This window comes from Bdellovibrio sp. BCCA, assembly GCF_037996825.1.
GTDB lineage: Bacteria > Bdellovibrionota > Bdellovibrionia > Bdellovibrionales > Bdellovibrionaceae > Bdellovibrio.
The window spans coordinates 651,630-676,650 of record NZ_JBBNAC010000001.1 but is presented as its reverse complement, the minus strand read 5'-3'; the positions used below and the strand labels follow the sequence as shown (position 1 = coordinate 676,650).

At 44.6% G+C, this 25,021-nt stretch carries 23 protein-coding genes and 1 tRNA gene; 17 read left to right on the top strand and 7 right to left on the bottom strand.

The annotated features are described in order from the left end of the window. The first annotated feature begins 49 nt into the window (after positions 1 to 49). The 8 genes from AAAA78_RS03405 (at position 50) to AAAA78_RS03370 (ending at position 10,188) form a co-directional block, all read left to right on the top strand. Positions 50 to 1,474, top strand: coding sequence for a TldD/PmbA family protein (locus AAAA78_RS03405; RefSeq protein ID WP_340590302.1), 1,425 nt, complete (start codon positions 50 to 52; stop codon positions 1,472 to 1,474). A gap of 19 nt (positions 1,475 to 1,493) precedes the next feature. Next, on the top strand, positions 1,494 to 2,813 hold the full coding sequence (locus AAAA78_RS03400) for a TldD/PmbA family protein (protein WP_340590301.1): 1,320 nt from the start codon (positions 1,494 to 1,496) through the stop codon (positions 2,811 to 2,813). Between the two features lie 8 nt (positions 2,814 to 2,821). Further along, positions 2,822 to 3,142: a DUF4286 family protein gene (locus AAAA78_RS03395; RefSeq protein ID WP_340590300.1), complete on the top strand. Its 321-nt coding sequence runs from the start codon at positions 2,822 to 2,824 to the stop codon at positions 3,140 to 3,142. A gap of 177 nt (positions 3,143 to 3,319) precedes the next feature. Further along, the gene (locus tag AAAA78_RS03390) at positions 3,320 to 3,787 is read left to right on the top strand and encodes an actin-binding protein (RefSeq protein ID WP_340590299.1); all 468 of its coding nucleotides are present in this window, start codon (positions 3,320 to 3,322) and stop codon (positions 3,785 to 3,787) included. A 461-nt stretch (positions 3,788 to 4,248) separates the two neighbouring features. Continuing rightward, complete coding sequence (locus AAAA78_RS03385; protein ID WP_340590298.1) at positions 4,249 to 4,989, top strand: hypothetical protein; 741 nt, start codon at positions 4,249 to 4,251, stop codon at positions 4,987 to 4,989. 38 nt (positions 4,990 to 5,027) lie between these two features. After that, positions 5,028 to 6,206 (top strand): MFS transporter, encoded by a 1,179-nt coding sequence (locus tag AAAA78_RS03380; RefSeq protein WP_340590297.1) that lies wholly within the window; start codon positions 5,028 to 5,030, stop codon positions 6,204 to 6,206. A gap of 75 nt (positions 6,207 to 6,281) precedes the next feature. Further along, positions 6,282 to 9,155: an aminomethyl-transferring glycine dehydrogenase gene (gene gcvP / locus AAAA78_RS03375; protein WP_340590296.1), complete on the top strand. Its 2,874-nt coding sequence runs from the start codon at positions 6,282 to 6,284 to the stop codon at positions 9,153 to 9,155. A gap of 46 nt (positions 9,156 to 9,201) precedes the next feature. Beyond that, positions 9,202 to 10,188 carry a glycosyltransferase family 9 protein gene (locus AAAA78_RS03370; RefSeq protein WP_340590295.1) on the top strand — a complete coding sequence of 329 codons (987 nt, stop codon included), beginning with the start codon at positions 9,202 to 9,204 and terminating at the stop codon, positions 10,186 to 10,188. On the opposite strand, the gene AAAA78_RS03365 is transcribed toward AAAA78_RS03370, so the two are convergent. Continuing rightward, complete coding sequence (locus AAAA78_RS03365) at positions 10,148 to 11,719, bottom strand: FAD-dependent oxidoreductase (RefSeq protein WP_340590294.1); 1,572 nt, start codon at positions 11,717 to 11,719, stop codon at positions 10,148 to 10,150. The two genes, AAAA78_RS03370 and AAAA78_RS03365, sit on opposite strands and share 41 nt — an antisense overlap. 141 nt (positions 11,720 to 11,860) lie before the next feature. On the opposite strand from AAAA78_RS03365, the gene AAAA78_RS03360 reads away from it, so the two are divergent. From AAAA78_RS03360 to AAAA78_RS03350, 3 genes are all read left to right on the top strand, one after another. Beyond that, on the top strand, positions 11,861 to 12,877 hold the full coding sequence (locus AAAA78_RS03360) for a small ribosomal subunit Rsm22 family protein (RefSeq protein ID WP_340590293.1): 1,017 nt from the start codon (positions 11,861 to 11,863) through the stop codon (positions 12,875 to 12,877). Then, positions 12,874 to 13,140, top strand: a complete 267-nt coding sequence (locus AAAA78_RS03355; protein WP_340590292.1) for a YheU family protein — start codon at positions 12,874 to 12,876, stop codon at positions 13,138 to 13,140. The genes AAAA78_RS03360 and AAAA78_RS03355 overlap by 4 nt, the downstream gene beginning before the upstream one ends. 318 nt (positions 13,141 to 13,458) lie before the next feature. Further along, entirely contained in the window at positions 13,459 to 16,500 is a 3,042-nt protein-coding gene (locus AAAA78_RS03350; protein ID WP_340593626.1) for a hemagglutinin, read from the top strand. On the opposite strand, the gene AAAA78_RS03345 is transcribed toward AAAA78_RS03350, so the two are convergent. The 3 genes from AAAA78_RS03345 to AAAA78_RS03335 all read right to left on the bottom strand — a co-directional run bounded on the left by AAAA78_RS03345 (position 16,494) and on the right by AAAA78_RS03335 (position 18,321). Further along, positions 16,494 to 17,045 carry a transporter substrate-binding domain-containing protein gene (locus AAAA78_RS03345; RefSeq protein ID WP_340590291.1) on the bottom strand — a complete coding sequence of 184 codons (552 nt, stop codon included), beginning with the start codon at positions 17,043 to 17,045 and terminating at the stop codon, positions 16,494 to 16,496. The genes AAAA78_RS03350 and AAAA78_RS03345 overlap by 7 nt on opposite strands. A 185-nt stretch (positions 17,046 to 17,230) precedes the next feature. After that, a complete protein-coding gene (locus AAAA78_RS03340) occupies positions 17,231 to 17,710 on the bottom strand; it encodes a DUF4423 domain-containing protein (protein ID WP_340590290.1) in 480 nt (159 codons plus the stop codon). A 107-nt stretch (positions 17,711 to 17,817) separates the two neighbouring features. Then, a complete protein-coding gene (locus AAAA78_RS03335) occupies positions 17,818 to 18,321 on the bottom strand; it encodes an SAM-dependent methyltransferase (RefSeq protein ID WP_340590289.1) in 504 nt (167 codons plus the stop codon). 61 nt (positions 18,322 to 18,382) lie between these two features. Between AAAA78_RS03335 and gcvT the strand changes: the two genes are divergently transcribed. From gcvT to AAAA78_RS03320, 3 genes are all read left to right on the top strand, one after another. Beyond that, entirely contained in the window at positions 18,383 to 19,465 is a 1,083-nt protein-coding gene (gene gcvT, locus AAAA78_RS03330) for a glycine cleavage system aminomethyltransferase GcvT (RefSeq protein ID WP_340590288.1), read from the top strand. A gap of 10 nt (positions 19,466 to 19,475) precedes the next feature. Next, positions 19,476 to 19,865, top strand: a complete 390-nt coding sequence (gene gcvH, locus AAAA78_RS03325) for a glycine cleavage system protein GcvH (protein WP_295901474.1) — start codon at positions 19,476 to 19,478, stop codon at positions 19,863 to 19,865. Between the two features lie 59 nt (positions 19,866 to 19,924). Further along, positions 19,925 to 20,007 (top strand) — tRNA-Leu (locus AAAA78_RS03320). A gap of 65 nt (positions 20,008 to 20,072) precedes the next feature. Here the strand turns inward: AAAA78_RS03320 and AAAA78_RS03315 are convergent. Both AAAA78_RS03315 and AAAA78_RS03310 read right to left on the bottom strand, forming a co-directional pair. Further along, positions 20,073 to 20,474: a hypothetical protein gene (locus tag AAAA78_RS03315; protein WP_340590287.1), complete on the bottom strand. Its 402-nt coding sequence runs from the start codon at positions 20,472 to 20,474 to the stop codon at positions 20,073 to 20,075. Between the two features lie 162 nt (positions 20,475 to 20,636). After that, positions 20,637 to 21,386 (bottom strand): TfoX/Sxy family DNA transformation protein, encoded by a 750-nt coding sequence (locus tag AAAA78_RS03310; RefSeq protein WP_340590286.1) that lies wholly within the window; start codon positions 21,384 to 21,386, stop codon positions 20,637 to 20,639. A gap of 136 nt (positions 21,387 to 21,522) precedes the next feature. On the opposite strand from AAAA78_RS03310, the gene AAAA78_RS03305 reads away from it, so the two are divergent. After that, on the top strand, positions 21,523 to 22,053 hold the full coding sequence (locus AAAA78_RS03305; protein WP_340590285.1) for a hypothetical protein: 531 nt from the start codon (positions 21,523 to 21,525) through the stop codon (positions 22,051 to 22,053). Here the strand turns inward: AAAA78_RS03305 and AAAA78_RS03300 are convergent, their stop codons facing one another. Beyond that, positions 22,054 to 23,136: a DUF748 domain-containing protein gene (locus AAAA78_RS03300; RefSeq protein ID WP_340590284.1), complete on the bottom strand. Its 1,083-nt coding sequence runs from the start codon at positions 23,134 to 23,136 to the stop codon at positions 22,054 to 22,056. A 284-nt stretch (positions 23,137 to 23,420) separates the two neighbouring features. Between AAAA78_RS03300 and AAAA78_RS03295 the strand changes: the two genes are divergently transcribed. Together AAAA78_RS03295 and AAAA78_RS03290 are read left to right on the top strand one after the other, a co-directional pair. Next, positions 23,421 to 24,197: a hypothetical protein gene (locus AAAA78_RS03295; RefSeq protein WP_340590283.1), complete on the top strand. Its 777-nt coding sequence runs from the start codon at positions 23,421 to 23,423 to the stop codon at positions 24,195 to 24,197. A 203-nt stretch (positions 24,198 to 24,400) separates the two neighbouring features. Then, the gene (locus tag AAAA78_RS03290; RefSeq protein WP_340590282.1) at positions 24,401 to 24,994 is read left to right on the top strand and encodes a hypothetical protein; all 594 of its coding nucleotides are present in this window, start codon (positions 24,401 to 24,403) and stop codon (positions 24,992 to 24,994) included. Positions 24,995 to 25,021: the final 27 nt, after the last annotated feature.

The window sequence follows — 25,021 nt, the reverse complement described above, 5'->3', positions numbered from 1 at the left end:
AGCATCCTTTATTGGAAGTGTTGAATTACATTAAGGAAAGGGGCCACAGATGCTCGATTTGCAACGCACCCTCAATTCGGTACGAAACGATGCGGACTGGGTCAATTTACGTCTCGTCACTGAAAAAACAACTTGGCGCATGGTTCGTGATGAAAAAACGGATCGCAATCACATCTCTTTCGATCAAGGAATCATGGTTGAAGTTTTGGTAAACGGCCATTTCGGATTTGCAGGAACGACGGATTTGAGTGAAGGCGGTATCAAAAGAGCTCTAGCTAAAGCCGTCACGATGGCGAAAGCTGCGTCCTCTCAAAAAGTCCACGAGTTCTCCCTAGCTCAACGTCCAACGGCGAAGGGTTCTTACAAATCTCCTGTGGTGAAACCGTTGGATTCTTTTTCAGCAAAAGAAATTACCGATATTTTCGTGGACGCCACTCGCGCCATGAAAGTTTCCGACAAAATTATGAATCGTTCCGCAAACACGATGATCGTGGAAACAGAATTCCAATCTGCAAGTTCTTCAGGTTCTGAAGTTTATCAAAATTTCTCAATCGTAAGCACAGACTTTTCTGCCACAGCCGGAGCTGGCGGAGAAACGCAAACTCGTTCAGACAACGGCGGTCTTGCTCGCTGTTTGCAAATCGGAGCTGAGGTTTTCAACCGTGCTTCCATTTTAGAACGTGCTAAAAGAATCGCGGAAGAAGCCGTTGAATTGTTGGGTGCTGAAAACTGCCCTGACACTGCGATGGATTTATTGCTAGCTCCAGACCAAATGACTTTGCAAGTGCATGAGTCCATCGGTCACCCGCTTGAGTACGATCGTATTTTAGGTGACGAGCGCAACTATGCGGGTTGGAGTTTTGTAAAACCAGATGACTTCGGAAAATTGCAATACGGTTCAAAACTCATGAACGTGACGTTTGATCCGACGATCTCTGATGCCATGGCTTCTTATGCGTTTGATGACTCTGGATACAAAGCGACGAAAGAGTTTTTGATCAAGGACGGCGTTTTGGTGCGCGGTCTTGGCGGTTTGGAATCGCAATCTCGCCTGAACCTCCCAGGGGTAGCAAATTTCCGTTCAGCTTCTTGGAATCGTGCTCCGATTGATCGTATGGCGAATATCAACTTAGAAGCTGGCACAACGAAATTTGAAGATATGATTGCTTCCGTTGAGCGCGGTGTTTTCATGATGGCCAACAAGTCTTGGTCCATCGACGACTACCGCAACAAATTCCAGTTCGGTTGCGAGTATGCGAAGTTGATCGAAAACGGAAAAATCACGAAGACTTTGAAAAATCCAAACTATCGCGGAACGACTGTGAAGTTCTGGAATAGTTTGAAAGCTGTCAGTGCAAATCGTGAGACTTACGGTTCTCCATTCTGCGGAAAAGGTGAACCAAACCAAGTGATCCGTGTGGGTCACACAACTCCTTACTGTCTCTTCGGCAACGTCGAAGTTTTTGGAGCGTAGTATGAATTTTACTGAGAATATGAAAATAGCCTTCAACGCTGTTGCTGATCACTTGCTTGGAAATTTGAAAAACGGCGAAGACGCTAATATTAATTTGAATGCAGAAGAATCTTTGTTCGTGCGTTTTAACGGCAACAAAGTTCGTCAGAACACACATGTTGAACAAAGAACTCTGGGTCTAACTTTGCAAAAAAATGGGAAGACTGCGAACTTAAGTTTTTCTATTACGGGCCAAGCCGACGAAGATAAAAAACGCGCGGATCATTGGCTCGAACAAGCTCGCAAAGAGTGTGACCTTTTGCCGGAAGATCCTTACCAAGTGGCTCTTACGAACAACGGCACAAGTGACAACACGTTTAAAGGTGACTTGTTGGCGGATGAAAAAGTCATTGCTGCAATCACGGCCCCTGCTCAGGGAACGGACCTTGCGGGACTTTATTGTGGTGGTCCTCTTTTAACGGGAAATAAAAATTCCAAGGGGCAAAGTCACTGGTTTGCGACAGAAAACTTCTTTATGGATTATTCACTTTATATGGGTGAAAAAGCCGTGAAGTCGATCTATGCGGGCACAGCTTGGAATCAAAAAGATTTCGATGCGAACTTAGCACAAAGTAAAAATCAATTGCGCTTGATGGAGCGTCCAAAGATGACTTTAAAGCCAGGTGCTTATCGCACTTACTTGGCTCCGGGAGCTGTGGCTGAAATGGCTTCGATGTTCTCTTGGGGTTCTTTGAGCTTTAATGGTTACAAACAAGGTGGAAGCTCCATGCAGAAACTTGCCGACAAAGAAAAAACTTTGTCGCAGAAGTTTTCCTTGCGTGAGAACTACGGCATGGGTCTGACTCACCGTTTTAATTCTTTGGGTGAATTGGCTCCGGAAACAATGGATTTGATTTCTCACGGTGAGCTTAAGAATTTCCTGACAAGCTCTCGTTCTGCCAAAGAGTACGGCGTTCAAGGAAATGCGGCGGATGTCGGTGAATATCCTCGTGCGATGGAGATTCTGCCGGGTGGACTGAAACGCGAAGAGATCTTAAAGGAACTCGGCACGGGTCTTTACCTGTCAAATCTTCACTATTTGAACTGGTCAGATCGTATGAATGCTCGTATTACCGGAATGACTCGTTATGCGTGTTTCTGGGTGGAAAACGGCGAAATCGTCGCTCCCATTGCGGATTTGCGTTTTGATGAGAGCCTTTACGACTGCCTTGGCGAAAATCTTTTGGCCGTCACGGACTTCCAAGAGGTCGATCCGATGGTTTCTACCTATGAAAGCCGCGCTTTCGGTGGAAAAAAGGTTCCCGGTATGCTAATCAAGGACTTTAAATTCACGCTTTAGGGAGTCCCATGGTTACGTATATGGTCCACTTGATGGTTCGACACGAAGCTTATGCTGAGTACGTTGAATGGCTTAAAACTGAACACATCAAAGAAATGCTCGCTTGCCCGGGTTTCTTGGGTGCGGAATTGTGCCTGCGTAAGGGTGGAAGCCTCGAAGCCTCGAGTAAAGACGTTAAAATCATCTATAAACTCAAAGATGAAGAGCACCTGAAGCTCTACATGACTGAATATGCGATGAAATTGCGTGAGAAAGGCCTTGAGAAATTCCCAGGTCAGTTCTCCGCCCAGCGCGAAGTTTGGCTGGAAACTATTAAGTTTGAGTCATAAAAATCCCGGGATGGGATTTTTACGCGCCAGCCCCGAAGGGGTTTCGGGCAGGAGCCCGAAACAATTTAAGAGGAGGGGCTTCATTTCGCCCCTCTTTCGGTGTATGGTGCGGCTTGACCGCAGGATGTGGAGCGAGCTCCGCTCGCGGAACTGGACTTAATCAAAAAGGAGGCTGTGATGGCTACAGCAGCATTTCAAAAAATTTTGGAAAATATCTCTGGAGCAAAAGGTGTTCAAAACCTTCTTGAAAGCTTCCAAAAACTCAACGACGAAATTAAGAAAAAAGAGTCTGAGTTGAAAGACCGTTTCGATCAACAAAAAGATGAAAAGATCGAACTTGCTTGGAAGAAATACCAAGAGATCGTGAAAGTCCTTGGCACTTCTGAAGCGAAACTTGAAAAAGAAGTGAACAGCACAATCGCTAAAATTAAAAAATCTGCGGATGGTTTGGAAAAAAACATCGCAGCTTACAAAAAGAAAGCGATCGCGCAAAAGACGAAACTTGAAAAAACTCTTTTCAAGAAAACAATGAAAAAGACTTCTGCGAAAAAAGCGCCTGCAAAAGCAAAACCTGCGACGACTAAAAAAGCAGCTACGAAAAAAGTAGCTCGTAAGACAACAAAAAAAGCGGCTAAAAGAGCTTAAGATTTTTTTGTGGTTTGAAAACAAAAAGGAAGGTGTTAATCACCTTCCTTTTTTATTTTAGACTAGTCTAGTGCTCCCGCAGGTCTAGTCTCCATGAAAATTCCATCCGAGGATTTATAGTCCTGTCCTTTGGACTTCAGTCACGTTACTTGTTGGAGACGCTGTCGCGCAACCCCTTGAACCTATTTCAACTCTTTAATAATTCTAACAATAGTTAGGACGATCAAAAGAATCTGTTTAAGTATTCTTAAGATTGTCCGAAAAGACCTATAGCGTTTGGTCATTTCGGATCTCCTTTCGGACAATCGGATAAGAGATCTTCTAAAAAGCGAGTCCTGCAAGAGCAGAACTCGCTTTTGTTTCCGGCATCCTGCCTCCAACCCCTTCGGGGCTTACGCGAAAAAATATCATCCTGATATTTTTTTGCATTTTTAAAGCCAGATTAGTAAATTCAAGTCTCTATGAAGTTCGCGAAAAGTGTTCTCAAATATTTTGGATTCTTCCTTTTGGGCGTCGTTGTTTGTGCCATCGTCGGACTAACAGGTATTTCTTATTACGCCATCGACCAACTTGTGAAAGCACAGGCTCCTGAAGCCAAGCCCGCGAAGAAAATGCCTGTCGCAAAAGCTTCGATGCTGCCAAGTCTTGAGGAAACTGCGAAAGATCCAGAGACCGTGAATCCGAATTTGAAAGAGGTCACACGCATTGGCTACAACTACACCGCAGAGTTTGCGATCTTTGATCGTCTCGCGGAAGACATTTCTAAAAGATCTTTGCCGGAAATTTGTTCAACGCTTTGCAATCCCTCTAATTTAGATCGTGAACGCATGAGGACCGAGCGCAGTGCTTATCTCGCGTCCTACTACAAACAAGAAGGCACGCGCGCCTTGCAAGATCCTGTCTTCCGAATAAAGTTGGAAGAAATCGATTTTCTTTCTCGCCTTTTCCCACCGTCATTGAGATTCGTTTTAAAACAAATTGAACTCGCGCAAAAACAAGGCAAAGAAGTCGATAAATTCGGTCTTGCTGTGCATTTGGAGTTTGCTGTTCTTAAAGAAATTTCGAGCATGAGTGCGCGCTTCGATTCGATGAAGCAAGACACCGAAAAGTTGAAAGTTCTTCGTGAACTTGTGCATTCTTGCGAAAGAGGAACTCCTCGCAAGAAAATTTTCGCTGATTGCCATTCTCAAATCGCAAACTGAATTGATATTCATCTTTAGATCGTTTACCCCTAAGGCTTATGGGTAAAGGTGTCTCACGCTCTCAAGTTTTATTCATGGTTGTCACTTGCATCCTGGTGATCGGCAACCTCTACTACAATCAGCCTCTTCTTGGAATTTTAGCTCGTGAATTTGGTGTTGCTGAAAAAACAGTTTCTCTTATCCCCGCTTTGACTTTGATTGGTTATGCTATTGGCATTTTGTTATTAGTTCCACTTGGCGACATGATGGAGCGTCGTAAACTTTTGCAAGTAAGTATGACGGCCGCGGGATCTTTGGCCTTGGCAATTGCGTTTAGTCCCAACTTTGCGGTTCTTTGTGCGTTGAGTTTTGTGATGGGTTTCTTCAATGTTTCAGCAACCGTGCTAATTCCATTTTCTGCAAATCTCGCTCGACCTGAAGAGCGCGGTAAAGTGGTCGGCACTGTGCTTTCGGGAATTCTACTGGGCTCTTTGATGGCGCGAACTCTTTCTGGATTCATGGCTCAACACTTAGGTTGGCAGAGTATTTTTATCTTTGCGGGTGCCGTGAACTTGATCTTAGCATTGGTCACTCAATGGGCTTTACCAGCTTCAGAACCACAATTTCACGGTAGCTACAAAGCATTGTTAAGATCGACACTCGAACTGATTCGCGATTTTCAACTCGTGCGTGAAGCTGCGATGATGGGTGCGATTCTTTTTGGTTCTTTCTCTGCATTTTGGACAACATTGACGTTCTTACTTGAAGCAGAACCATTTAATTATTCTCCGCAAACAATCGGACTCTTCGGGGCGTTGGGAATGATCGGCGCACTCGCTGCTCCCTTGGCTGGCAGATACGCCGATAAAAAAGGGACAGCGGCGACAATTCGTTTAGGGCTTTACTGTTCAATGGCGGCGTTTGCGATTCTGGCTCTGTCATCAACATTCGTCGTTGGAATTATCTTAGGCGTTTTAATTTTGGATTTGGGAATTCAGGTGGCGCATATTTCAAATCAAACGCGCATGTTTGAGATCTCGGCTGAAGCTAGATCCCGCCTTAGCTCCATCTATGTCTTCTTCTATTTTATCGGAGGAAGCCTCGGTTCCTATATCGGCTCCCAGCTTTGGAGTTGGGGAAAATGGCCTGCCGTTAGCCTTGGTGGACTCGTTTTCTGCCTCGGAGCCAGTATGATATTCGCAAAAGGCCAAAAAATACGCTATTTCGCCTCGCATTAGCCTACCCGCTCCCCTTACAAAACTTTCATAGACTAGGGGGCGTGTGCTAGTCTCGGGGGCGTCATTGAGGTGCACATGAAAATTGCCGATTTATCTCCCCGTAACGAATTCACTCCCCGTCACATTGGTCCCACAGATGCAGACATCCACACGATGCTGAAAACTTTGGGTTTTAATTCTTTAGATCAGATGGCTGATAAAGTCATCCCTCAACAAATTCGCACGCAACACAAGTACGAAGATGTAGGCCCAGGAATCTCTGAATACGGACTTTTGAATCATTTGAAATCGATGGTTTCAAAAAACAAAGTTTATAAAACTTATATCGGCATGGGTTACCACGACACTATCACTCCGACTGTGATTCAAAGAAACATCTTTGAAAATCCGGTGTGGTACACAGCCTACACTCCTTACCAGCCGGAAATTTCTCAAGGCCGCTTGGAAGCTCTTTTGAATTTCCAAACAATGGTTTCTGATCTGACAGGCATGGAGATTTCAAATGCTTCTTTGCTTGATGAAGGAACTGCCGCGGCAGAGGCGATGTTCATGGCGCACTCCCTTTGCAAAAACAAAGCGAATGCCTTCATCGTGTCTCCAGAAATGCACCCTCATGTGATCGAAGTTCTTGGCACACGTGCTGAGCCCTTGGGTTTTGAAATGATCGTGATGGATCCGGCGAAATATGATTTCGCAAAACCAGTGTTTGGTGTGTTCTTCCAATATCCAAACACAAATGGCGCAGTTGAAGACTACGCTGATCTTGCAAAAAAATATAAAGACCACGGAGCTCTTGTAACTGCGTCTGTGGATTTGCTTGCGATGACACTTCTGACTCCTCCAGGAGAATGGGGTGCTGATATGGCTGTGGGTAACTCTCAGCGTTTTGGTGTGCCACTTGGTTTCGGTGGTCCTCACGCGGGCTTCTTGGCAACAAAAGATTCTTACAAGCGTTTGATGCCAGGCCGTCTTGTCGGCGTGAGCGTGGACTCTCAAGGGAAAACAGCTTTGCGTCTTGCTTTGCAAACTCGTGAGCAACACATCCGTCGTGAAAAAGCGACTTCGAACATTTGTACAGCGCAAGTTCTTTTGGCGAATATGGCTTCGATGTATGCGATTTACCACGGTCCTCAAGGACTTAAGAAAATCGCATTGCGTGTACAACGTTTGACAGGAATCTTGGCTGAAGGTTTGACGAAACTTGGAATGAACGTTGCGAAAACTCCGTTCTTTGACACGATCACAGTAACAACAGACAAAGCCGCTGCGATTGTCGCTCAAGCAGACAAAATGCAAATCAACTTCCGCAACTTTGGTAACAACAAGTTGGGAATCTCTTTGAATGAGACAACAACTCTTGAAGATGTTGAGATGATCTGGGCCGCGTTCAATCTTGGTAACATGGCAGGATTCACAGCGTTGTCTGTGGATGAAGCTCTGAAAGACATTGAGATTCCAACGAAACTCACTCGCACTTCTCCGTATTTGACTCACGTGGTGTTTAACTCTCACCATAGCGAAACAGAGATGCTTCGTTACATCCACGCTTTGCAAAACAAAGATTTAACTTTGACTCACTCTATGATCCCGCTTGGGTCTTGCACAATGAAACTGAATGCGACAACAGAGCTTGTTCCAGTTTCATGGCCAGAGATCAGCAAACTTCATCCGTTTGCGCCAACATCTCAAGCCGCGGGTTTGATTGAAATGATCCACGATCTGGAAAAGAAATTGTCGGACATCACTGGCTTTGCGGGCGTGAGCTTGCAACCGAATGCAGGATCTCAAGGTGAATATGCGGGTCTTCTGGTGATTCGTAAATACCACCAATCTCGCGGTGACAGCCACAGAAACATCTGCTTGATTCCTTCTTCGGCTCACGGAACCAATCCGGCGTCTGCGGCCCTTGCGAATATGCAAGTCGTGGTTGTGGCAACGGATGATCAAGGTAACGTTGATATTGCGGATCTAAAAGCAAAAGCAGAACAACATCGCAATAATTTGGCGGCGTTGATGATCACTTATCCTTCTACACACGGTGTGTTTGAAGAAGGTATCGTTGAGATTTGCAAAATCGTTCACGACAACGGCGGACAAGTTTACATGGATGGCGCGAACATGAATGCTCTTGTGGGCATGTGCCGTCCAGGTGTGTTTGGTCCTGACGTTTCTCACATGAATTTACACAAAACCTTCTCGATCCCTCACGGTGGTGGCGGACCGGGTGTGGGTCCGATCGGTGTAGCCGCTCACTTAAAAGAGTTCTTACCAACACACTCTTTGGTTCCTGAAGCGGGTCCTGCAAAAGGAATTTCGGCGGTGACGTCAGCTCCTTGGGGAAGCGCAAGTATTTTGCCGATCTCTTGGGCTTACATCACGATGATGGGTGCTGAAGGTTTAAGAAAAGCGACTCTTGTAAGTATCTTGAGTGCCAATTACATCGCGAAAAAACTAGAGCCGCACTTCCCTGTTCTTTACAAAGGTAAAAACGGTCTTGTAGCCCATGAGTGTATCGTGGATGTTCGCGAAATTAAGAAAACTTCGGGCATTGACGTGACGGACGTTGCGAAACGTTTGATGGACTTCGGGTTCCACGCTCCGACAATGAGCTTCCCTGTTGCGGGAACTTTGATGATCGAGCCGACAGAATCTGAATCTAAAAAGGAACTCGATCGTTTCATTGATTCTATGATCACAATCCGCAAAGAAATCGCGGCGATTGAATCTGGAAAAATGGATAAAGAGAACAACGCCCTTAAGAACGCTCCACACACGGCTCAAATGTTGATGAAGCCTGAATGGAATCATCCGTATTCTCGTGAAGAAGCCGTTTACCCATTGGAATGGTTGCGCGCTAACAAATTCTGGCCAGCAGTAGGACGTGTTGATAACGCCTATGGCGACAGAAATCTTGTCTGCTCATGCCCTCCGATGGATACTTACCAATAGCGCGGACGCGCCGGATGCAGCGGGCGGTAGCCCGCGGAACTGGACGATGAAAAAAGTTCTCTTAATTAGACTCGACAAAATAGGCGACCTGATCTGCACCATGTGTGTTGATCAGGTTTCTTTTTTGAAAGACTGCGATGTTCGGTGGGTAATCTCTAAGGGTTTGGGATTTGTTCCTGATAATGCCGATCCCAAACGTAAGTACATCGAACTTTCTAAAGAGAATTGGAAAGATTCCCTTCACGTTCTTCGTAAATTTCTTCGTGAGTACAAACCCGACGTCGCTGTGAGCTTTCAAGCTCCGTGGTGGGTGAGTTACGCATTGTGGGCTGAGAATGTTCCTACGCGTGCGGGAGTCAAATCCCAGTGGCACAGTTTTCTGTTTCTCAACCGAGGGCTTCGCCAGCGCCGCAGTCTTGCGACCCAACATGAAGCGGACTACAATCTAGATCTTTTGCTTCATGCTTTTGATATTGAAGAAGATCTTTTGCAAGAAAAGACACCGATTTTAAAACTCACAGCTCCTGAAAACATCGCGCTTTTAGATAAGTACAAACTGGCGATTAAAAAATATGTCGTCGTTCATCCTGGTATGGCGGGATCTGCATTAAATTGGCCAATTCCAAAGTACATCGAATTGATCGAGGAAGTTTCTAAGACGACTCAAGTGGTGCTCACGGGAACTCCGGCGGATGAATCTTGGCTTAAAGACATCAAAGAACATTTTAAAAGCAACCGCCATGTTCTTTCTTTGCAGAACCAATTAAAACCCGCAGAGCTTTTTACGATACTTAAAGATGCCAAGGCTGTTGTTGTGCCAAGTACGGGCGTTGCGCATATGGCAGCTTCTTTAGGTGCTACTGTTTTAGGAATTTATTCTCCGGTGCGCGTTCAACATCCTCGTCGTTGGGCTGCTCGCGGAAAAGACGTTCATATCTTTATGCCGGAAATTCCTGACATGGATAATGTCGACCCGCAATGCATGGAGCAAATCAAAGTCGAAGATCTTTTGAAGGTCTTGGCTCTTCAGTAAGCAAGTCTAATTTTTTTAGATCTGCAATGGCAGGTCCTTCAATCACTTTTCCCGCACAGTCAAAACGCGATCCGTGACAAGGACAGTCCCAAGATTTTTCAACATTATTCCAACCCACGAGACAACCTAAGTGTGTGCACGCTGCTGACATGAAATGCATATCACCGGAGTCATCTTTATAGGCCGCCACCATTTTCGCACCTGCTCGAAAAACGGTGCCTTCGCCTTCTTGCAGATCCGCCAATGGTGTTTTTGGCTTTGTCGTCACCCAATCGCCGTACTGGGCCGCCACGTTTCCGTTCTCTTTGAGAAATTCCGCGGAAGCTTTTAAAGAAATTCGCGATGGATTGTAAAGGTCTTCCCAAGAGTTTTCCCTTCCCATGATGAGATCCGTGACTAATATTGCTCCCAAAGTTGAATGAGTCATGCCATTACCAGAGTCTCCTGTAATGATGTAAACATTGTCTTTATCCATGGGATTACGGCCAATGAAAGCCATTCCATCAACAGGTTCCATGACCTGACCGGACCACTGATAAAGAATATCCTCGACCATCGGGAATCGCGCTCGTGTCCAGGATTCAATTTTTTTAAAACGTTCCTCGGGATGATTCTCTTGTCCTGTTTTATGGTCTTCTCCGCCGACAATAAGAACTTCGGTTTCTGCGGAAGGTCCCTTTTCTAAGCGAATGTAGTGATAAGGATCGAGAGTGTCCCAGTAAAGAGCTTTCGGAACAGATCCCGCAGGAATTTGAAATCCCAAAACGTAAGTTCTGTAAGGAGCTTGCTTCGTATGAATCGCGACAAGATCATTCACAGGAGTATTCGTCGCAACAACAACGGATTTACAATAAACGCGATGACCGTATTCTGTTTTTACAAAAGCTTCATCGCCACCGTGAACTTCGGTGACATGAGTTCCGGTGAAGATCAATCCGCCGCCTTTTGTAATCCGTTCGGCAAGAGCCGCTAAATATTTTAAAGGATGAAGCTGCATCTGATTTGCAAACTTCAAACAAGGTCCTGTATCAAACGAAAGGAAAGGAACTTTTTCAAGAAGAGCTACGTCTTTAAGACCCGCACGCTGAGCTGCTTCGATCTCACGACGTAAAACATTCGGACGTGGATCGTCTTGCGCAAACAAAAAGCCATCTAAATTTTCCATTTCACAATCGATTTGTTCCGAGGCGACGATCTGTTCTACTTTATCAATAGCGGCACGATGACTTTGTGCTGCGGTGACAGCTCCTTTTTCTCCGTGGTATTTTTCAATATCAAAAAATCTATCGTCTAAAGCCGTGACGAAATGAGCTGTCGTCCGTCCTGTTTGGCCACTGGCCAGTCCATAGGCTTCAACCACACAGACTTTTTTCCCTTCCTTCATCAGCAAGTAAGCCGTGGTCAATCCCGCCATTCCGCCTCCGACAATACAAACATCCACATTGAGATTGTCGGAGAGCGGAAAAAAATTTGGCATAATTTGAGTGTCCATCCAAATTGACGTTGTCTCGCGGCGGTCTTGAGAATTCATGTTCTTTCCTTTTGTTTTTCCTATTCAGATATAGAAAGAGCTTCTAGCCTTAGCCATTTTTACTTGGATTTTCTGCGGGAATACACCGCCGATGCGCCGAAATCTTTGCCTGAATCGCACGGATCCGTTAGTATTTTAACAATGCAAAGACAATTCACATACCCGCCTTCTTTTGAGGATTCTTTAACGAAAGCGCTGGCCAGTTATCAGCTCACGTTGAAAGAATCCAAAACTCTCGCAAAATGCGTGCAGGCCTTATCGGATTTTTTTATTCATAAGCCTGACGACGCGACACCGTGGCACGAGACGTGGGCTCAAGTGGCTTATCTTTGTTATTATCTTCCTTTAAATGCGACCCGCCTTCGCGGCATCATTGAAGAAGCAGAAAAAAGAAATTTCTTTTCAGGTATTGAGCGTGTGATTGATTTTGGAGCAGGATTAGCTACGGCGTCTTTGGCACTTTCAGAAAAACGCTCGTTCAAATTTCAACTCATTGAGCGAGCGGCAGAACCGCAAAAGATTATTGAAAAATTCTTTCCGCAGTTTCAGGCCGAAGAATGGCAGCGCACTTTCAGTGCTCCTAGGCTTAAAGATCCTCAAAAAACGTTAGCGGTTTTTTCTTACTCACTGACTGAATTGAGCGATATCCCCGATTGGGCTTATCAATGCGAAGCCTTGATGTTGGTAGAACCTTCTACTCAGCAAGATGGCAGAAAACTTTTGCAGCTTCGTCAAAAGCTTTTAGACAATGGCTATCACGCCTGGGCTCCGTGCACACACGAAGGGCTTTGTCCTTTGCTCACGCAATCTAAAACGGACTGGTGTCATGATCGAGTTCATTTCGCCGCTCCTGAATGGTTTAATAAAATGGAAGAACAGCTTCCTATGAAAAATCGCACACTCACAATGAGTTATCTTTTGATGCGAAAAACCCCGGCACAAAAAATAAATGCCGCACGTGTTGTCGGAGACCAGCTTCAAGAAAAAGGCAAAGACCGCCAAATGATCTGCCGAGGCTCTGAGAGAGAATTCCTTGCATGGATGCATAAATCCAAAATCGAGCAAGAGATTCCTCGCGGTGTTCTTGTTGAAATTCCGGAAGACATCCAAAAAGTTTCCAATGAACTTCGCGTGCAAAAAGAGATTCAAACACTATGAGTTTTGACAAAGAAAACCAGCAACCGCCCATCGAAGTTTCCGCAAGCGACATCAGTCCTGAAGCTCTGCATGGGATTATTGAAAATTTCATTCTAAGAGAAGGAACCGATTACGGTCGCGAAGAAGCCGCGTTTGAAACCAAATTCAAACAAATCAAAAAGCAGTTAGATAACGGTGACGTCAAAATCGTTTTCGATCCAAATACAGAAACTGTAGGTATTGTCACAAAAACAGAGTGGCAAAGAATGCAGAAGAAAAAGTAAACGTCGTCTCCTTGTCCTACACATGTACCATATGCAGATTACCGTGACTCGAAATGAGTCACGGTAAATGACCCACATTTCTTTTATTCGAAATGGGAACATTTTGCTCAACTGAGCGAACATTTATGCCGATATATAAGTACATGTTTAGGAACCATAAAGATGAATACCCGGGACGTATCTGTAACATTCATATTTATACTCCTGTTTATTTTAGGAGGATGTACACTGAGAGGCGATATCAGTGCGACCTCTCTTATTCCTAATCTTAAAGCTGCAGACTCCCTTGCTTATTACACAAACAATTCAGATATCAAAGTGACCTTGAAATTCAATCGTGCGCCTCAAACGTTGGTTGAAAGTGAATTTCAATTGATGAACGCCGACATCACGAGTATCACGAAAGTCGATGAAACAACTTACATTGTTCACCTCACTCCCAAAGGACAAGGACTTGTCTCTTTAAATCTTCCTAAAGGTGCAGCCTTAGGACAATACGGGGAAAAATCAGAAAGCTCAGACACCTTCGAAGTGATTTTTGACGACATTCTGCCCACCATTGGCACGGCAACCATTCTTCCTGCCGCCGTCAGTCCTGATCCACGTCCTATTATTGACGGGGTCACGGAGCCTAAAGCCATCGTCACACTTTATAATTCCATCACCTGCTCAGGACAGATATTAGCAAACACCACAGCAGATAAAGATTCCGGAGAATTTCATTTTCCTATTGGCAATGCGCTGACAGCAGAAGGCTCTTATTCGTGGAGCGTTCTTTCTGAAGACGCCGCAGGAAATACATTTTGTTATCCTTATCCTCTCCCCTATACGCTCGATCAAACCAACCCTTCAACACCTTCAATCAGCTTGGCGTTCGGTTCTATTCAAGACAGTCCCGTAGGGGTTGACATCGCGTCTTGCGATGATCTCAATCAAAATTCGGATTCGTTTTACAAAGTTATTTTTAGACAAGACGGAGCTCCGGCACCTGCTTTGACTGATGCCGACTGGATGAACTGCGCGACAGGTACAAACTACGTTTCAGTCGCCGGGCCAGATGGCACTCATACTTTGACGATGTGGGTGCGTGACGAAGCCGGGAATATTTCTCAAAGCAATCAAGTGACATTCAATCTGGACACTTCTGTTCCAACTCTCACAGTTCCAACAACCGCGTCCTTAAATCGCAATGTGAGCGCGACAGTTTTATTTGTAGACGCTCAAGTGAACTCTAACGAAGAGAGTCGCGGCACTTATTCTTTGCCAGCAGCTTCGTCACCAAAGTGTTCTGATTATGGAACTGTGAGTATCGATGCCACAACGGGCGCTTTGACATTCCAACCGACCGCCCACTATTTCAATCGTTACAACAGTTCCGATTACAATGGCGGACCTTGTAAGGTGAAAGTGCAGTTCTCTGACAACGTTGTTCCCACTCCGCATTCGGCTTCTTCAGAAGTTGCCATCACTGTGAATTTTGTGAATGAAGTTCCACAAATCACCGCATGGCCTGGAACGAATGGCACTGTCGCAGAGAAATGCGGTAACAAATGTTTTGCCAATGCGATCTTTGATTTAAACTTTACGACAAATCCTGGTGGAGCAACTTTTCCAGATCCACAAACTCTCACTTGCTCCGCGACGACAGCGGATGGTTATTATGTAGATGTCGCAAACTGCAGCGTCTCTGGAACGACGGGAACTTTGTCTTTGCAAATGGGTGCAGCCCACGCTTCTGCTTCCGACACGACTCTTATCACGTTAACAGTCAGTGATGGTGTTACTACAGATACAAAAACTTTTGGAGTACACGTCGATAACTATGTAATGAGCATGTACCCAGCTTTAGCTGTCAGCAGACCGCTTTCCTGTATTTGGTGTCATGCGAATATCCAAGCCGACCTTGTGACTGATTTCGGAATTGCCCCAGCCAACTATGGAAACGCCAATAACATTCTTGGTGCAGCACCGATCAATGGCTCTCACATGTTCCACGTCGACAATAACTCGGTACCTTTTTCGATCACAGGTTCGATGTACATGCCTGATATCACCATCACCGATAAAAACTTTATTAAACAAGCGACAACAAATCCTAACGCCGCTCCTATCAATTTAAAAAATTTCTTCACGAATCCTTGGAACTATTACGCCCCTGTGACTGATGCGCAAGGAACGATTCAAATGGATGGCGATGGTTTTGTGCAAGTCAATCCCGCACCAACCGCCATGCCTGCTTGGCCGGTGGCAAATATCCAAGGTGGAATCACTCTTAAATCCGCTGTCAAAATCAGGGCTCCTTCCGATGCCGAAGTTCTGGCTTTGGATTCTTCATTGAGTGCAGGCACAACAGCCTTTGTCTATAAGGGACCAAACTCAAAACCGGGATTAAGTGGTTTGCAAATTCATGATTACGGTTATGGCAGTTTCGTGAGAAATAGCGGAACGATTGTGTGCTATGGAAGTATTATCATTAGCGGAACTCTTCACCTTGTGAATCCAGATATTCAAACAGATGACGTTGGCTGCTCGATTTATGTCGCGGGTCACGTCTTCATTGAAACCACTCGCAATCCTGCCATCAGCTACGTTGGTGGAGCGACATCACCCACTTTACAAATCACGTCTTCTCGTAATTTGCATATGGGGATTGGACTTTACGATCTTTATGCGATTCGCAATTCAAATAATGCGTATAACGATGCTTTGAAAATTGCAAATCCTGCAAATCCTAGCGGGCTCCGTGACGCTTCAGATGCAGCTCTGACAATCAAAAGTAACGACGATGCTGGAGCTTTTGAATACATGAAGTGTCCACTTCGCCCTGAGCATGTGACTTATCTTGAAGCCCACTATGTGTCGAATGGAAACTACACCGCTTGTGATCCGGCGACGGACAGTGCGAAGTGTGCTTGGGCGAATGCGCTTTTTAATAATTGGACTGGCACAGTGACAGGCTACAATCACTTAACAACAGCTCCGGTGATTTATCGTCCGTCGACAAATTCGCTTATCAACATGGTCGAAGCTTACGAAACAATGTGCCGCTATAATGGCGGTTATCAAATGACAAACTATGCAAACTACGGCTGGACGTGGGCGGGTTATTGGGGCGAACAACCTACGAAAGTGGGAGCTGCAACTATCAATACACTTCGTATTTCAACGGTTTTCGATCACTTGCGCGTGAATGCTCAAAACGTTCATAGCCGCTACTATGGAGAATTCCGGGGCTCCGTTATTTCGCCTTACGCCTTGTTTGCTGTCGGAAATTTAGTTTTCAAATACGACACCCGACTTAACAGTGTCGTGCCTTATCCGAAGTTGATGGTCCCGAATCCTATTTTCGATGTTCAATAAGAACAAACCAGCATGCGCTTCCATTCTTTGCTACCGCGAAGATCCAGAACCGCTTTTTCTAACCACTTTTGCAAATCCGTGCGACTTTTTGGATTGATCAAAACTTTGCGCGAGAACTTTTCTATCGGTTTTGCAGAAACATACAGTTCTTTTTGCAATCCCAACTCATCAACCAAAGATCCATAAAGCATACGTCCAAAAATCGCGAAGTCGATTCTTTCGGAAGCCAGCATTTTTAAAATATTCTCGTAAGAACCCGCCTCAATTCTTTGCACCTGTTTGTGAGTGATCAGATCTTCAACCATCGCGTTTCGATGGCCAATCACATCGGACGTTTTTTTACCCACCAAAGACTCACGATTCAAAAATTCCACGGGTTTTTGCGACGGAGAGATCAAAAGGTTCTCATCCTCATACAGCGAAGACATCCATAAGAATTTTTCTTGATAAGGATCTTTAAACCACTCGGGTGCGACCAAAGGCACTACATACGTTTTTTTCTCTTCTAAATACTTTACCAACCGAGCACGAGGAACGACTTCCACTTTGAAAAAATAGTGAAAACAATCTCTTCATAGTTGCATTCTATCATGAGAATTTTTGAGGCAAGAAGACAGTGCTAAAGTACAAAGAAAACTTTAAAATTTCTCAGATTTTTAAATAAAAAAACCGAGTGATCCGCAAAGACCACTCGGTTGATCGAGTTTTATTTTAAATGATACTTCAACGCTTAGTCGTTAACGCCGAAGCCTGACACAGGAAAAAGAGACACAGAAATTTGATATGTCTTTCCTTGTGAAACGCCTGAATCAAGAAACTGAGCCAATTCCTTACGGAAGGCTTTGATTTTCTCTTTCGCTTCAGGAAGGCGGTTTTCATCAACTGTGATTGAAATAGTTGATTGTTCACGCTCTTCCGTTGGCATTTTCTCTAAAAGACGCTCAAGCTTGCGCTTCATTTTTTTCTCGCGGCTGATTTCGCCAAAACGAGAAAGCTCTTCCGGAGTCAGGTTCAAACGCTCCCCGAACATACGGATTGTTCTCATTGTGACAGTTCTTTTGCCGTTTAGAATCTTGGACAAGAAAGACGAGTCCACTTCCAAATGACGAGCGAACGCACGCAATGAATAACGGGGATAGTTTTGGCTACGACGAGCCAATTCATCTTCAAGAAACTGTCTAAAATCTGAGTTATTATTTACATCCTGCATGAGGACACAATTATTTGCAGGTACCCTAATAATCAATATTTTGTTCACAGCCTTACAGACATTTAATACTGCCATTCCGGGTGCGTCATGAAAAGGCCGAACATTACTTAATTTTTATCAAAAATCAATAACTTACGAGTGCGTCCCCGTTCGGCAACTTCGTAATGTTCGTTGCTCAATTCATATCCAAAATTCGATCTCTCGGCGAAAAACTGAAGCAGTTTTTCCTCGTCTCTTTGAGGACACAAGATCAATCTCTGAGCCTCTAAGTGACCTTTTTCATGAAGACTTTGGATAATTTTAAAAATGGTAAACGCCCCCACTCCGGCAACGACAACGGAACCTCGCAAAGGACGCGCAATTTCCTCCCCCTGTTGAGCAAGAAAGTGCGCTTGTGCAGGCGAATCTGCACGATGATATTCATTTTCAAAGCGTGTCTTAAGCTGGGCTATGATGTGCTCCACCTTGTCAACAAAATACACTTCGGGAAAAAGGCCGCTTTCATAGGCGTTCAACCCCATATAGCCATGGTCGCAACAGAAGTCCCAGACGGGTTTTCCGGGCAAAAGAAGATCGTAAATAAGCTGCATTCGGCGAGAAAGTTTAAACATGGAGCGAGTCAAAATAGAATCCTCATTGACTGTCTGTCCAGAGGAAAGGACACTCGGGCCCATGAAAAAGACACCTCTCGCAGAAACACATGAAAAAATGGGTGCCCGCATGGTCGATTTCGCCGGCTGGTACATGCCTGTTCAATACATCGGCCTTCGTGAAGAGCACAACAACGTGCGCACGAACGTGGGACTTTTCGACGTCTCTCACATGGGAGAAGTTCGCGTGAAAGGCCCGAAAGCTCTAGAGACTCTAGAGTGGCTGACAACAAACGACGTTGCTAAATTGAACGATGGCGAAGCTCAATACTCTCTTCTTCCGAATGACCAAGGCGGTTTGGTTGACGACATCATTGTTTATTGCCTTAAGAAAAATGAAGACTACCTTGTGTGTGTAAATGCCTCGAACAAAGACAAAGACTTTGCGTGGATGACAAAACACAACAAGGGCGCCGACATGACTGACGAGAGTGATCGTTGGGGTCAGATCGCGATTCAAGGACCGAAAGCTTTGGAACTTTGCGATCGCGTTTTCGGATTCAAAGTGAGCGAGATGAAATCTTTCACTTTGAAAACCGGCGAATTCCAAAATTATAAAATCATGGTGGCAACAACAGGCTACACAGGCGAAAAAGGCTGTGAAGTTTTCGTTGAAGCTGCAGGCACAGTGGCTCTTTGGAATGCACTTCTTGAGCAAGGTAAAGATTTGGGAGTTATGGGCATCGGCCTGGGCGCTCGCGATACTTTGCGCACGGAGATGAAATACTCTCTATATGGTCATGAAATTGATGACACGACGAATCCATACGAAGCCGGTCTTGGTTGGGTGATTAAACCCGCTAAAAAAGACTTTATGGGAAAAGCCCAAATTGTAGGCAAAAAAGAAGCGGGTCTTAAGCAAAATCTTGTGGGATTTAAGATGCTTGAGAAGGGTATCCCTCGCCAAGGTTACAGCCTATTTTCTTTTGACAACAAAGAAATCGGCAAGGTAACAAGTGGTACACATTCTCCGACTTTGGATGAACCTATTGGGATCGCTTTTATCGACGTGGCTTATGCGAAAGAGGGAACAGAATTCCTTCTTGATATTCGCGGCCGCAAAGTAAAAGCCGTTGTGTGCAAGACCCCATTTGTAACGAAATAAGGAGCCGAACATGGCATTTCACATCCCTGAAGATTATTACTACACAAAAGAACACGAGTGGGCTCAAGTTGACGAGAACATCGTAACTGTTGGAATCACTGAATTTGCTCAAGATCAATTGGGTGAAGTCGTGTACGTTGAGCTTCCAGAAGAAGGTCAAAAAATCACTCAAGGCCAAACTTTCGGCGTTATTGAGTCCGTTAAAGCCGTGAGCGACCTTTATGCCCCTGTTTCAGGAACTGTTATCGAAGTAAATACAGCTTTGGGAGACGATCCATCTGTATTGAACGACGATCCAGTGAATGAAGGCTGGTTGGTTCGTATCGAAATGGATACTGAAAAGGAACTCGCAAATCTTATGAGAGCTCCGGACTACAAAAAATTGATCAGCGAGAAATAGTTTTTTCTTGCAAGATAGCGCAGAACTGCGCTATCACTGTGTTTCAAATTTAAGGTGTTGCCCCGCTGGTGAAATTGGCAGACACGCTAGACTTAGGATCTAGTGCGCAAGCGTGGGGGTTCAAGTCCCTCGCGGGGCACCAATTCTCGAAAGAGAAAAAATCAAATAAAAAAGCGACCCAAGAGGTCGCTTTTTTATTTTCTACACTTAGTTCTCGTTAGGGGCCTGTGCGGGACTTCCCAGAACTCTGGACCAGATGAAACCTCCGCTGACTAAACTCACCATGTAGGTTCGATTCGGAGAAGCACCCACTGATAAGTCATCCAACTTTTTACCGCGACAATCTGCTGTGCTCATCATTTCAGCCCGAACAGTGTAAGGCGCCATAATGGAGATGTAATTTCCTGAACTCCAGGTTTTAGTTTGTCGTGGCGGCACACAGCCATAGTCGGCATGCCCACTATCGAAAGGATCGTAGATAGTGATCCACATTCCGTAGGCCGTGTCGTTCACTGTCGTAATTGGCGATATGTCTGCTTTTGAAACTGATGATAACGTCAAGCCCGTCAAAGCTACCAAAGCTGCCATTAGATATCTTGCGTTTTTCATATTTTTCTCCTTAGTGATTTGTTGTTAACATTCACTAAGGCAAGAGCAGTGCCAGCTAAAACGGACTCCCAAAATCAAGCTATTCGCTCTCTTTCAACATTTGCCGAAATCCCGGCGAAACCTGGCGCCGGATTTTCAGCAGGAGCCGAGTTATCAGCAAACTCACTTGGATTTCTTTTTCTTCGCATCCGGTTTGGGAATAGATTTGATAAAGGCTTTCGCCTCTGCTTTTTCTTCATCGGAAATGTGCGTGAATTCAGTGTTGGTCAATGCTCCAATGAGAGCGTAAGCATAAAGAGAATGGCGATATTTGGGATTATACTCGATCAACTTCTTCATAGTCTTTTTCCAGCCAAGCTTAATAAACTGCTGAGCTGTCGTGATGCCGATTTTCGCGAATTGCTTTTCCGTCACTTCACCAAGATTTTTTAGGTCAGAAATTTTCTTGGCTTTCTTTAATGCGTCTTCAGCAGGTTCATCTGAAAAAAGTCGCGGCTTTCGTGTGTCGATCTTTGTTGAAATTTCGTCTTCGACATTCTTTCTTTTTCTGGAATTTCCTTTTTTACCTTTAGGCTTCGGGATACTTCCCCAAAAACTGCGAGGTCTTAAAACTTCGCGGAGAATATCGGGAACGATTTCGTCGAAACCCTCTGTATGCAACGGCAGATAAAGCCACTTTGGCAAAATCACATGCGGAGATAATTCTGGAAATTTTTTAAGAGCTTGTGGTTGAAACTCACGCTCGACAGGAAACATAGTTCCGTTCCAGCGTTTGTCATCGGATTCAAAAATCAAGAGTACGATTTTGTCATCGATATAGTAAGCAAACCCACCGAACATGGATTTGCGCCGATACCCTTCCTCGGGTAACAGTTCCTCAATCCACTTAAGCTCTCCAGGTTCTTTTGCCATGACTCTTAGTTAACATGTTAGGACTGAGCATTCAACCGCATTACATTTTAAGTTTCATGGTCGAATTGCTCCAATATGAAACGAATTTTCCAATTTTTAACTATACAAAAGAAGGTTTGATACCGAAAAGATAAGTATGCTAAAAGCGGTACGTTTCTTCTTAGTTTTCCTGTGGGCCACGGTCAGTATTTTATTAGTCTCGCTATTGAATGGGGTTCCTATTTTAAATGCCCCTCCTCCGGGCCGATGGGTGCTTACTCACGTAATTGATTCAGCCACCGCCGAGGACCAAAGAATTCTTGATTATCTTCTTAATAGAAAATCGGCCAAAGTTTTTGATGAACTCGTAATTCTTCTCGAACCGAACGAAAATCTTCAAACTCAGTTACGCAAAAAAGGATATATCGTGACGCCGGGAAGCCGACAGGTATTGGCCCAAGCGCTGCCTACTTTACAGAGCCCTTATTTTCTCGTGACTTCTCCCAAAGGGGAAGGCGTTTATGCCGGAGCGTACACAGAAAAGATTCAGGATCTTGAAATTGCGCAAAGTTATTTCAATCGTAAAACACTTTCCAACTTTCCTATCTCGGGCTGTGGCAACAGCGTTCGCGCCCAGAAAGTTTTCGATCCGCAGTCTTTAATCCTTGCGCAACGAAATGAACTTTGATTATTTTTTCTTCGGCACGTCCTTAATTGTGATCTTCTCATCAAGCTGCTTTTTCAAAGCCTCGACAAATCCATTTCTTAAAGACTCCCAGAATGCGCCCCATTTATTGATACTCGGCGCCTTGGAAGCTCCTTCAAATTCAATCTTGGTAGCAACAGTGTGATCTTTGCTATTTCTTAAAAAAACATTAGCCCAGGCGATAGCGACTTCATTAAAAAATCTTTTGGGGCTTTCGAACTTTTCTTTCGGAGACATGACGTCAAGATTTTCAAAAAAAGGTTTTACATAACCTTTCACCATATTTTCTTTGGTACTGACCTCTCCATAAAGACTGAACTTCCCGGAATGCACGTTGAAAGAACCGTAAGCCAAGAAAAAATCGTTCAGCTTTGTGACATCTAACTTATCAAGTTTAAACTTGGACTCAAAAGCAGGAAGACGAGAGAGCAAATTGATTTTAGCCTCAGCATGAAGCTTCGCACTTTTTTGCAGTCTTGCTGAAGCCTGCACCGTGCTGGGCAAAAGTTCTTTTCGGTCGTCGGTGTTCTTAATATTCGTGGCTTCAGCGTTGATTTCATCCATCACGATTTTCACAGGCACTTTAAATTCTTTATTAACGAATAGAACTTCACTGCGGCTGAGTTTAAACGATTCAAGCTCGATAGGAATTAACTTTCCGACTACGGTCTTCCAATCTTCTCCGCCCCCGAACTGTTGTTTCTGTTTTTCCTGGCTGTCGACGAGGTTAAGCAACACGCCATCCACTTTAAGATCTCCAAGCAACTTTCCTTTGAACAAGGCCCGCCAGGCCAAGGACAGGTCCGTGTGTTTGATTTCAATCAATGGGTCTTTCGCACTTTTTCCTTTTTTCCATAAACGAAGTCCTTCAAACTGGTAGGCACCTCGATATAAAGCCAGACCGAAGTCGTCAAGATGCCCCTCATAGTTCTGGAGCTTCTGACCAAGGTACCAATTAACTCCATACTTCACTCCAACCGGAAGAAAAATACGGACGAGGATCAAAACTAAAATCAGGACCCAGATCGCAATAGGAATTTTACGCAAGAGTGGTTTTGCATTCATGGCGCAAGCTTATCAATGTAAACCGCAAGCGCATCTTTTTTCGATTGAAAATGGCCCTTAACAAAAACACCTAATTCCATTAATCTAGAAAGAACTCTTCCAAAGGACTTTTTTTGTTTCGCAGCTTTTATTTTTGCTTGGGCTTGTTATTCATATTGTGTGTTCAAGCACCTCAACAAGTTTTTGCAGAGACAAATTGTTATCTGATAAACGAATGCAGTCACTTTCGCAGAGATCCTTCGAGTCCCTCCCCCAGTACTCAAGTCAAAATCAATCCCTCTGCCGTGCCGACAGATAAGGGTTTTGGTGTTGAAGCGATTTATTTTAGCGGCGGAGGAGATTTTTCTTTGGTGCGCGGAAATGGCCGTATGGGCGCTGCACTTTCTCCTTCAAACAGTGAAGATACTTTTTTTGGGGCTCCCGGCTTTGAAACCACTGAAGATTTCTTAGATAGAAAAATAAATAAGAAAAAGTTCCCGAATCAAAAATACACTTTGGCAGCGGCCTTCGACTTGGCTGACAGAAAAGGCAGCGGTTTTAATCGCTACAGCCTGAAACTGGGAGCCATGGCAAAGTACAACACTCTCACCACGGCTGTGAGTCCGGGCGCAGGTCTAAATGGAATCTGGGGTCCCTTTGCGGTAGGTTATTCTCTTTACGGAGATGAAACGCAGCTGGAGTCTGGCGGACAAAAGCTGGTTATCAAATATCAAGTTCAGACTTACAACGTCGGCCTTTATCTCAATTCTTTGATTTTAAATTATGCAAATCTGCGTTTGAAAACCGCTGAAGATTCTTCTTTTGGTGAATACATAGCCACGGTTCAGCTCTACACTGCGAGTTTAACTTTGGGAAAATTTATTCTGACGGCCTCAAAGCGTTTAGAAGATTCAGACGCGCCGGCTTTCAATTACGATACTGAACAATTGGAAACACGAAAAATCAAAGAAGAATATTTTGGTGGAGTTCAGTATTCTCTGTCGAAAAATTTTATGCTGGGTGTGCTCTACAATTACTATCTGCTGCGAGAAGCGTCCGCGACGGCGACGTTGTTTTTTTAGTGGTTTAAAAAGCACGATAAACAATCAATTGATTTTAAATATTTTAGTTTGGTAATGACCTCCCCTGAACGGTCTACAGCCTTTTCTCAAAACGATACGCTCAGAAGAAAATAATCAACTGTTCAGCATTTACTTAGTTATGCTTCCTAAATTTTTCTCCGAAAAGTTCTCAACCCCGCGCCTAGAAGGCGCACAAAAATAAAATGGAGATACGAAGCCGTTATAGTTCTTGTGTTGCGATTTCGAGCGACTCAGCTTTCGGTGCTGCTTTTAATCCCACATCTTACATGCAAGGTCTTACCTTCAATGCAGATGGAAGTTATGTTCTGACTACATTTTGGTTTACGGGTGCGAACTGCCAAATGGGTGGAGCACAAATTTTAGCCTATACGCAGGGAGGGGTATTCCAAACAGGTGGAGTGATGACTTCTCCAGCAGGCGCTACAGAAGTTATTATGACAGTAGGGACTTCTCTATTAACGACATACGGTGGCACAGCGGGAGACTCTCAAACATGGGCCGGTTATTTCAATGGTTCTCCTGGCAGTCCTGGATTTAGCACATCTGCGAATGACACTAAAACTGTGTCAGGGTGGCAGAGCTCTAAGGTCACAGCCCCTGATTTCGCTCTCCCAGCATTTCCAACAATTGGCGACGTTTTGTATAACGCTGTCACGTTGGACACATCGGCTGCAAAAACATCCGTCACTTCATTTCACCAAACAAGTACGATTTGGAATGCCGGACAAGCGGGATCATATCCGACAACATCGAATACGACTTTTACAGAGCCGTAGTAGTTAGTTGATTTATTCATTTTTGCG

Bases quoted from the DNA above. Each gene is read 5' to 3' on its own strand.
- gcvP (WP_340590296.1), top strand. From the start codon at position 6,282: ATGAAAATTGCCGATTTATCTCCCCGTAACGAATTCACTCCCCGTCAC.
- AAAA78_RS03310 (WP_340590286.1), bottom strand. From the start codon at position 21,386: ATGGCAAAAGAACCTGGAGAGCTTAAGTGGATTGAGGAACTGTTACCC.
- gcvT (WP_340590288.1), top strand. From the start codon at position 18,383: ATGAAAAAGACACCTCTCGCAGAAACACATGAAAAAATGGGTGCCCGC.
- AAAA78_RS03380 (WP_340590297.1), top strand. From the start codon at position 5,028: ATGGGTAAAGGTGTCTCACGCTCTCAAGTTTTATTCATGGTTGTCACT.
- AAAA78_RS03300 (WP_340590284.1), bottom strand. From the start codon at position 23,136: ATGAATGCAAAACCACTCTTGCGTAAAATTCCTATTGCGATCTGGGTC.
- AAAA78_RS03370 (WP_340590295.1), top strand. From the start codon at position 9,202: ATGAAAAAAGTTCTCTTAATTAGACTCGACAAAATAGGCGACCTGATC.
- AAAA78_RS03315 (WP_340590287.1), bottom strand. From the start codon at position 20,474: ATGAAAAACGCAAGATATCTAATGGCAGCTTTGGTAGCTTTGACGGGC.
- AAAA78_RS03395 (WP_340590300.1), top strand. From the start codon at position 2,822: ATGGTTACGTATATGGTCCACTTGATGGTTCGACACGAAGCTTATGCT.
- AAAA78_RS03405 (WP_340590302.1), top strand. From the start codon at position 50: ATGCTCGATTTGCAACGCACCCTCAATTCGGTACGAAACGATGCGGAC.
- AAAA78_RS03400 (WP_340590301.1), top strand. From the start codon at position 1,494: ATGAAAATAGCCTTCAACGCTGTTGCTGATCACTTGCTTGGAAATTTG.
- AAAA78_RS03340 (WP_340590290.1), bottom strand. From the start codon at position 17,710: ATGCAGGATGTAAATAATAACTCAGATTTTAGACAGTTTCTTGAAGAT.
- AAAA78_RS03305 (WP_340590285.1), top strand. From the start codon at position 21,523: ATGCTAAAAGCGGTACGTTTCTTCTTAGTTTTCCTGTGGGCCACGGTC.
- AAAA78_RS03355 (WP_340590292.1), top strand. From the start codon at position 12,874: ATGAGTTTTGACAAAGAAAACCAGCAACCGCCCATCGAAGTTTCCGCA.
- AAAA78_RS03385 (WP_340590298.1), top strand. From the start codon at position 4,249: ATGAAGTTCGCGAAAAGTGTTCTCAAATATTTTGGATTCTTCCTTTTG.
- AAAA78_RS03390 (WP_340590299.1), top strand. From the start codon at position 3,320: ATGGCTACAGCAGCATTTCAAAAAATTTTGGAAAATATCTCTGGAGCA.
- AAAA78_RS03360 (WP_340590293.1), top strand. From the start codon at position 11,861: ATGCAAAGACAATTCACATACCCGCCTTCTTTTGAGGATTCTTTAACG.
- gcvH (WP_295901474.1), top strand. From the start codon at position 19,476: ATGGCATTTCACATCCCTGAAGATTATTACTACACAAAAGAACACGAG.
- AAAA78_RS03290 (WP_340590282.1), top strand. From the start codon at position 24,401: ATGGAGATACGAAGCCGTTATAGTTCTTGTGTTGCGATTTCGAGCGAC.
- AAAA78_RS03335 (WP_340590289.1), bottom strand. From the start codon at position 18,321: ATGTTTAAACTTTCTCGCCGAATGCAGCTTATTTACGATCTTCTTTTG.
- AAAA78_RS03365 (WP_340590294.1), bottom strand. From the start codon at position 11,719: ATGAATTCTCAAGACCGCCGCGAGACAACGTCAATTTGGATGGACACT.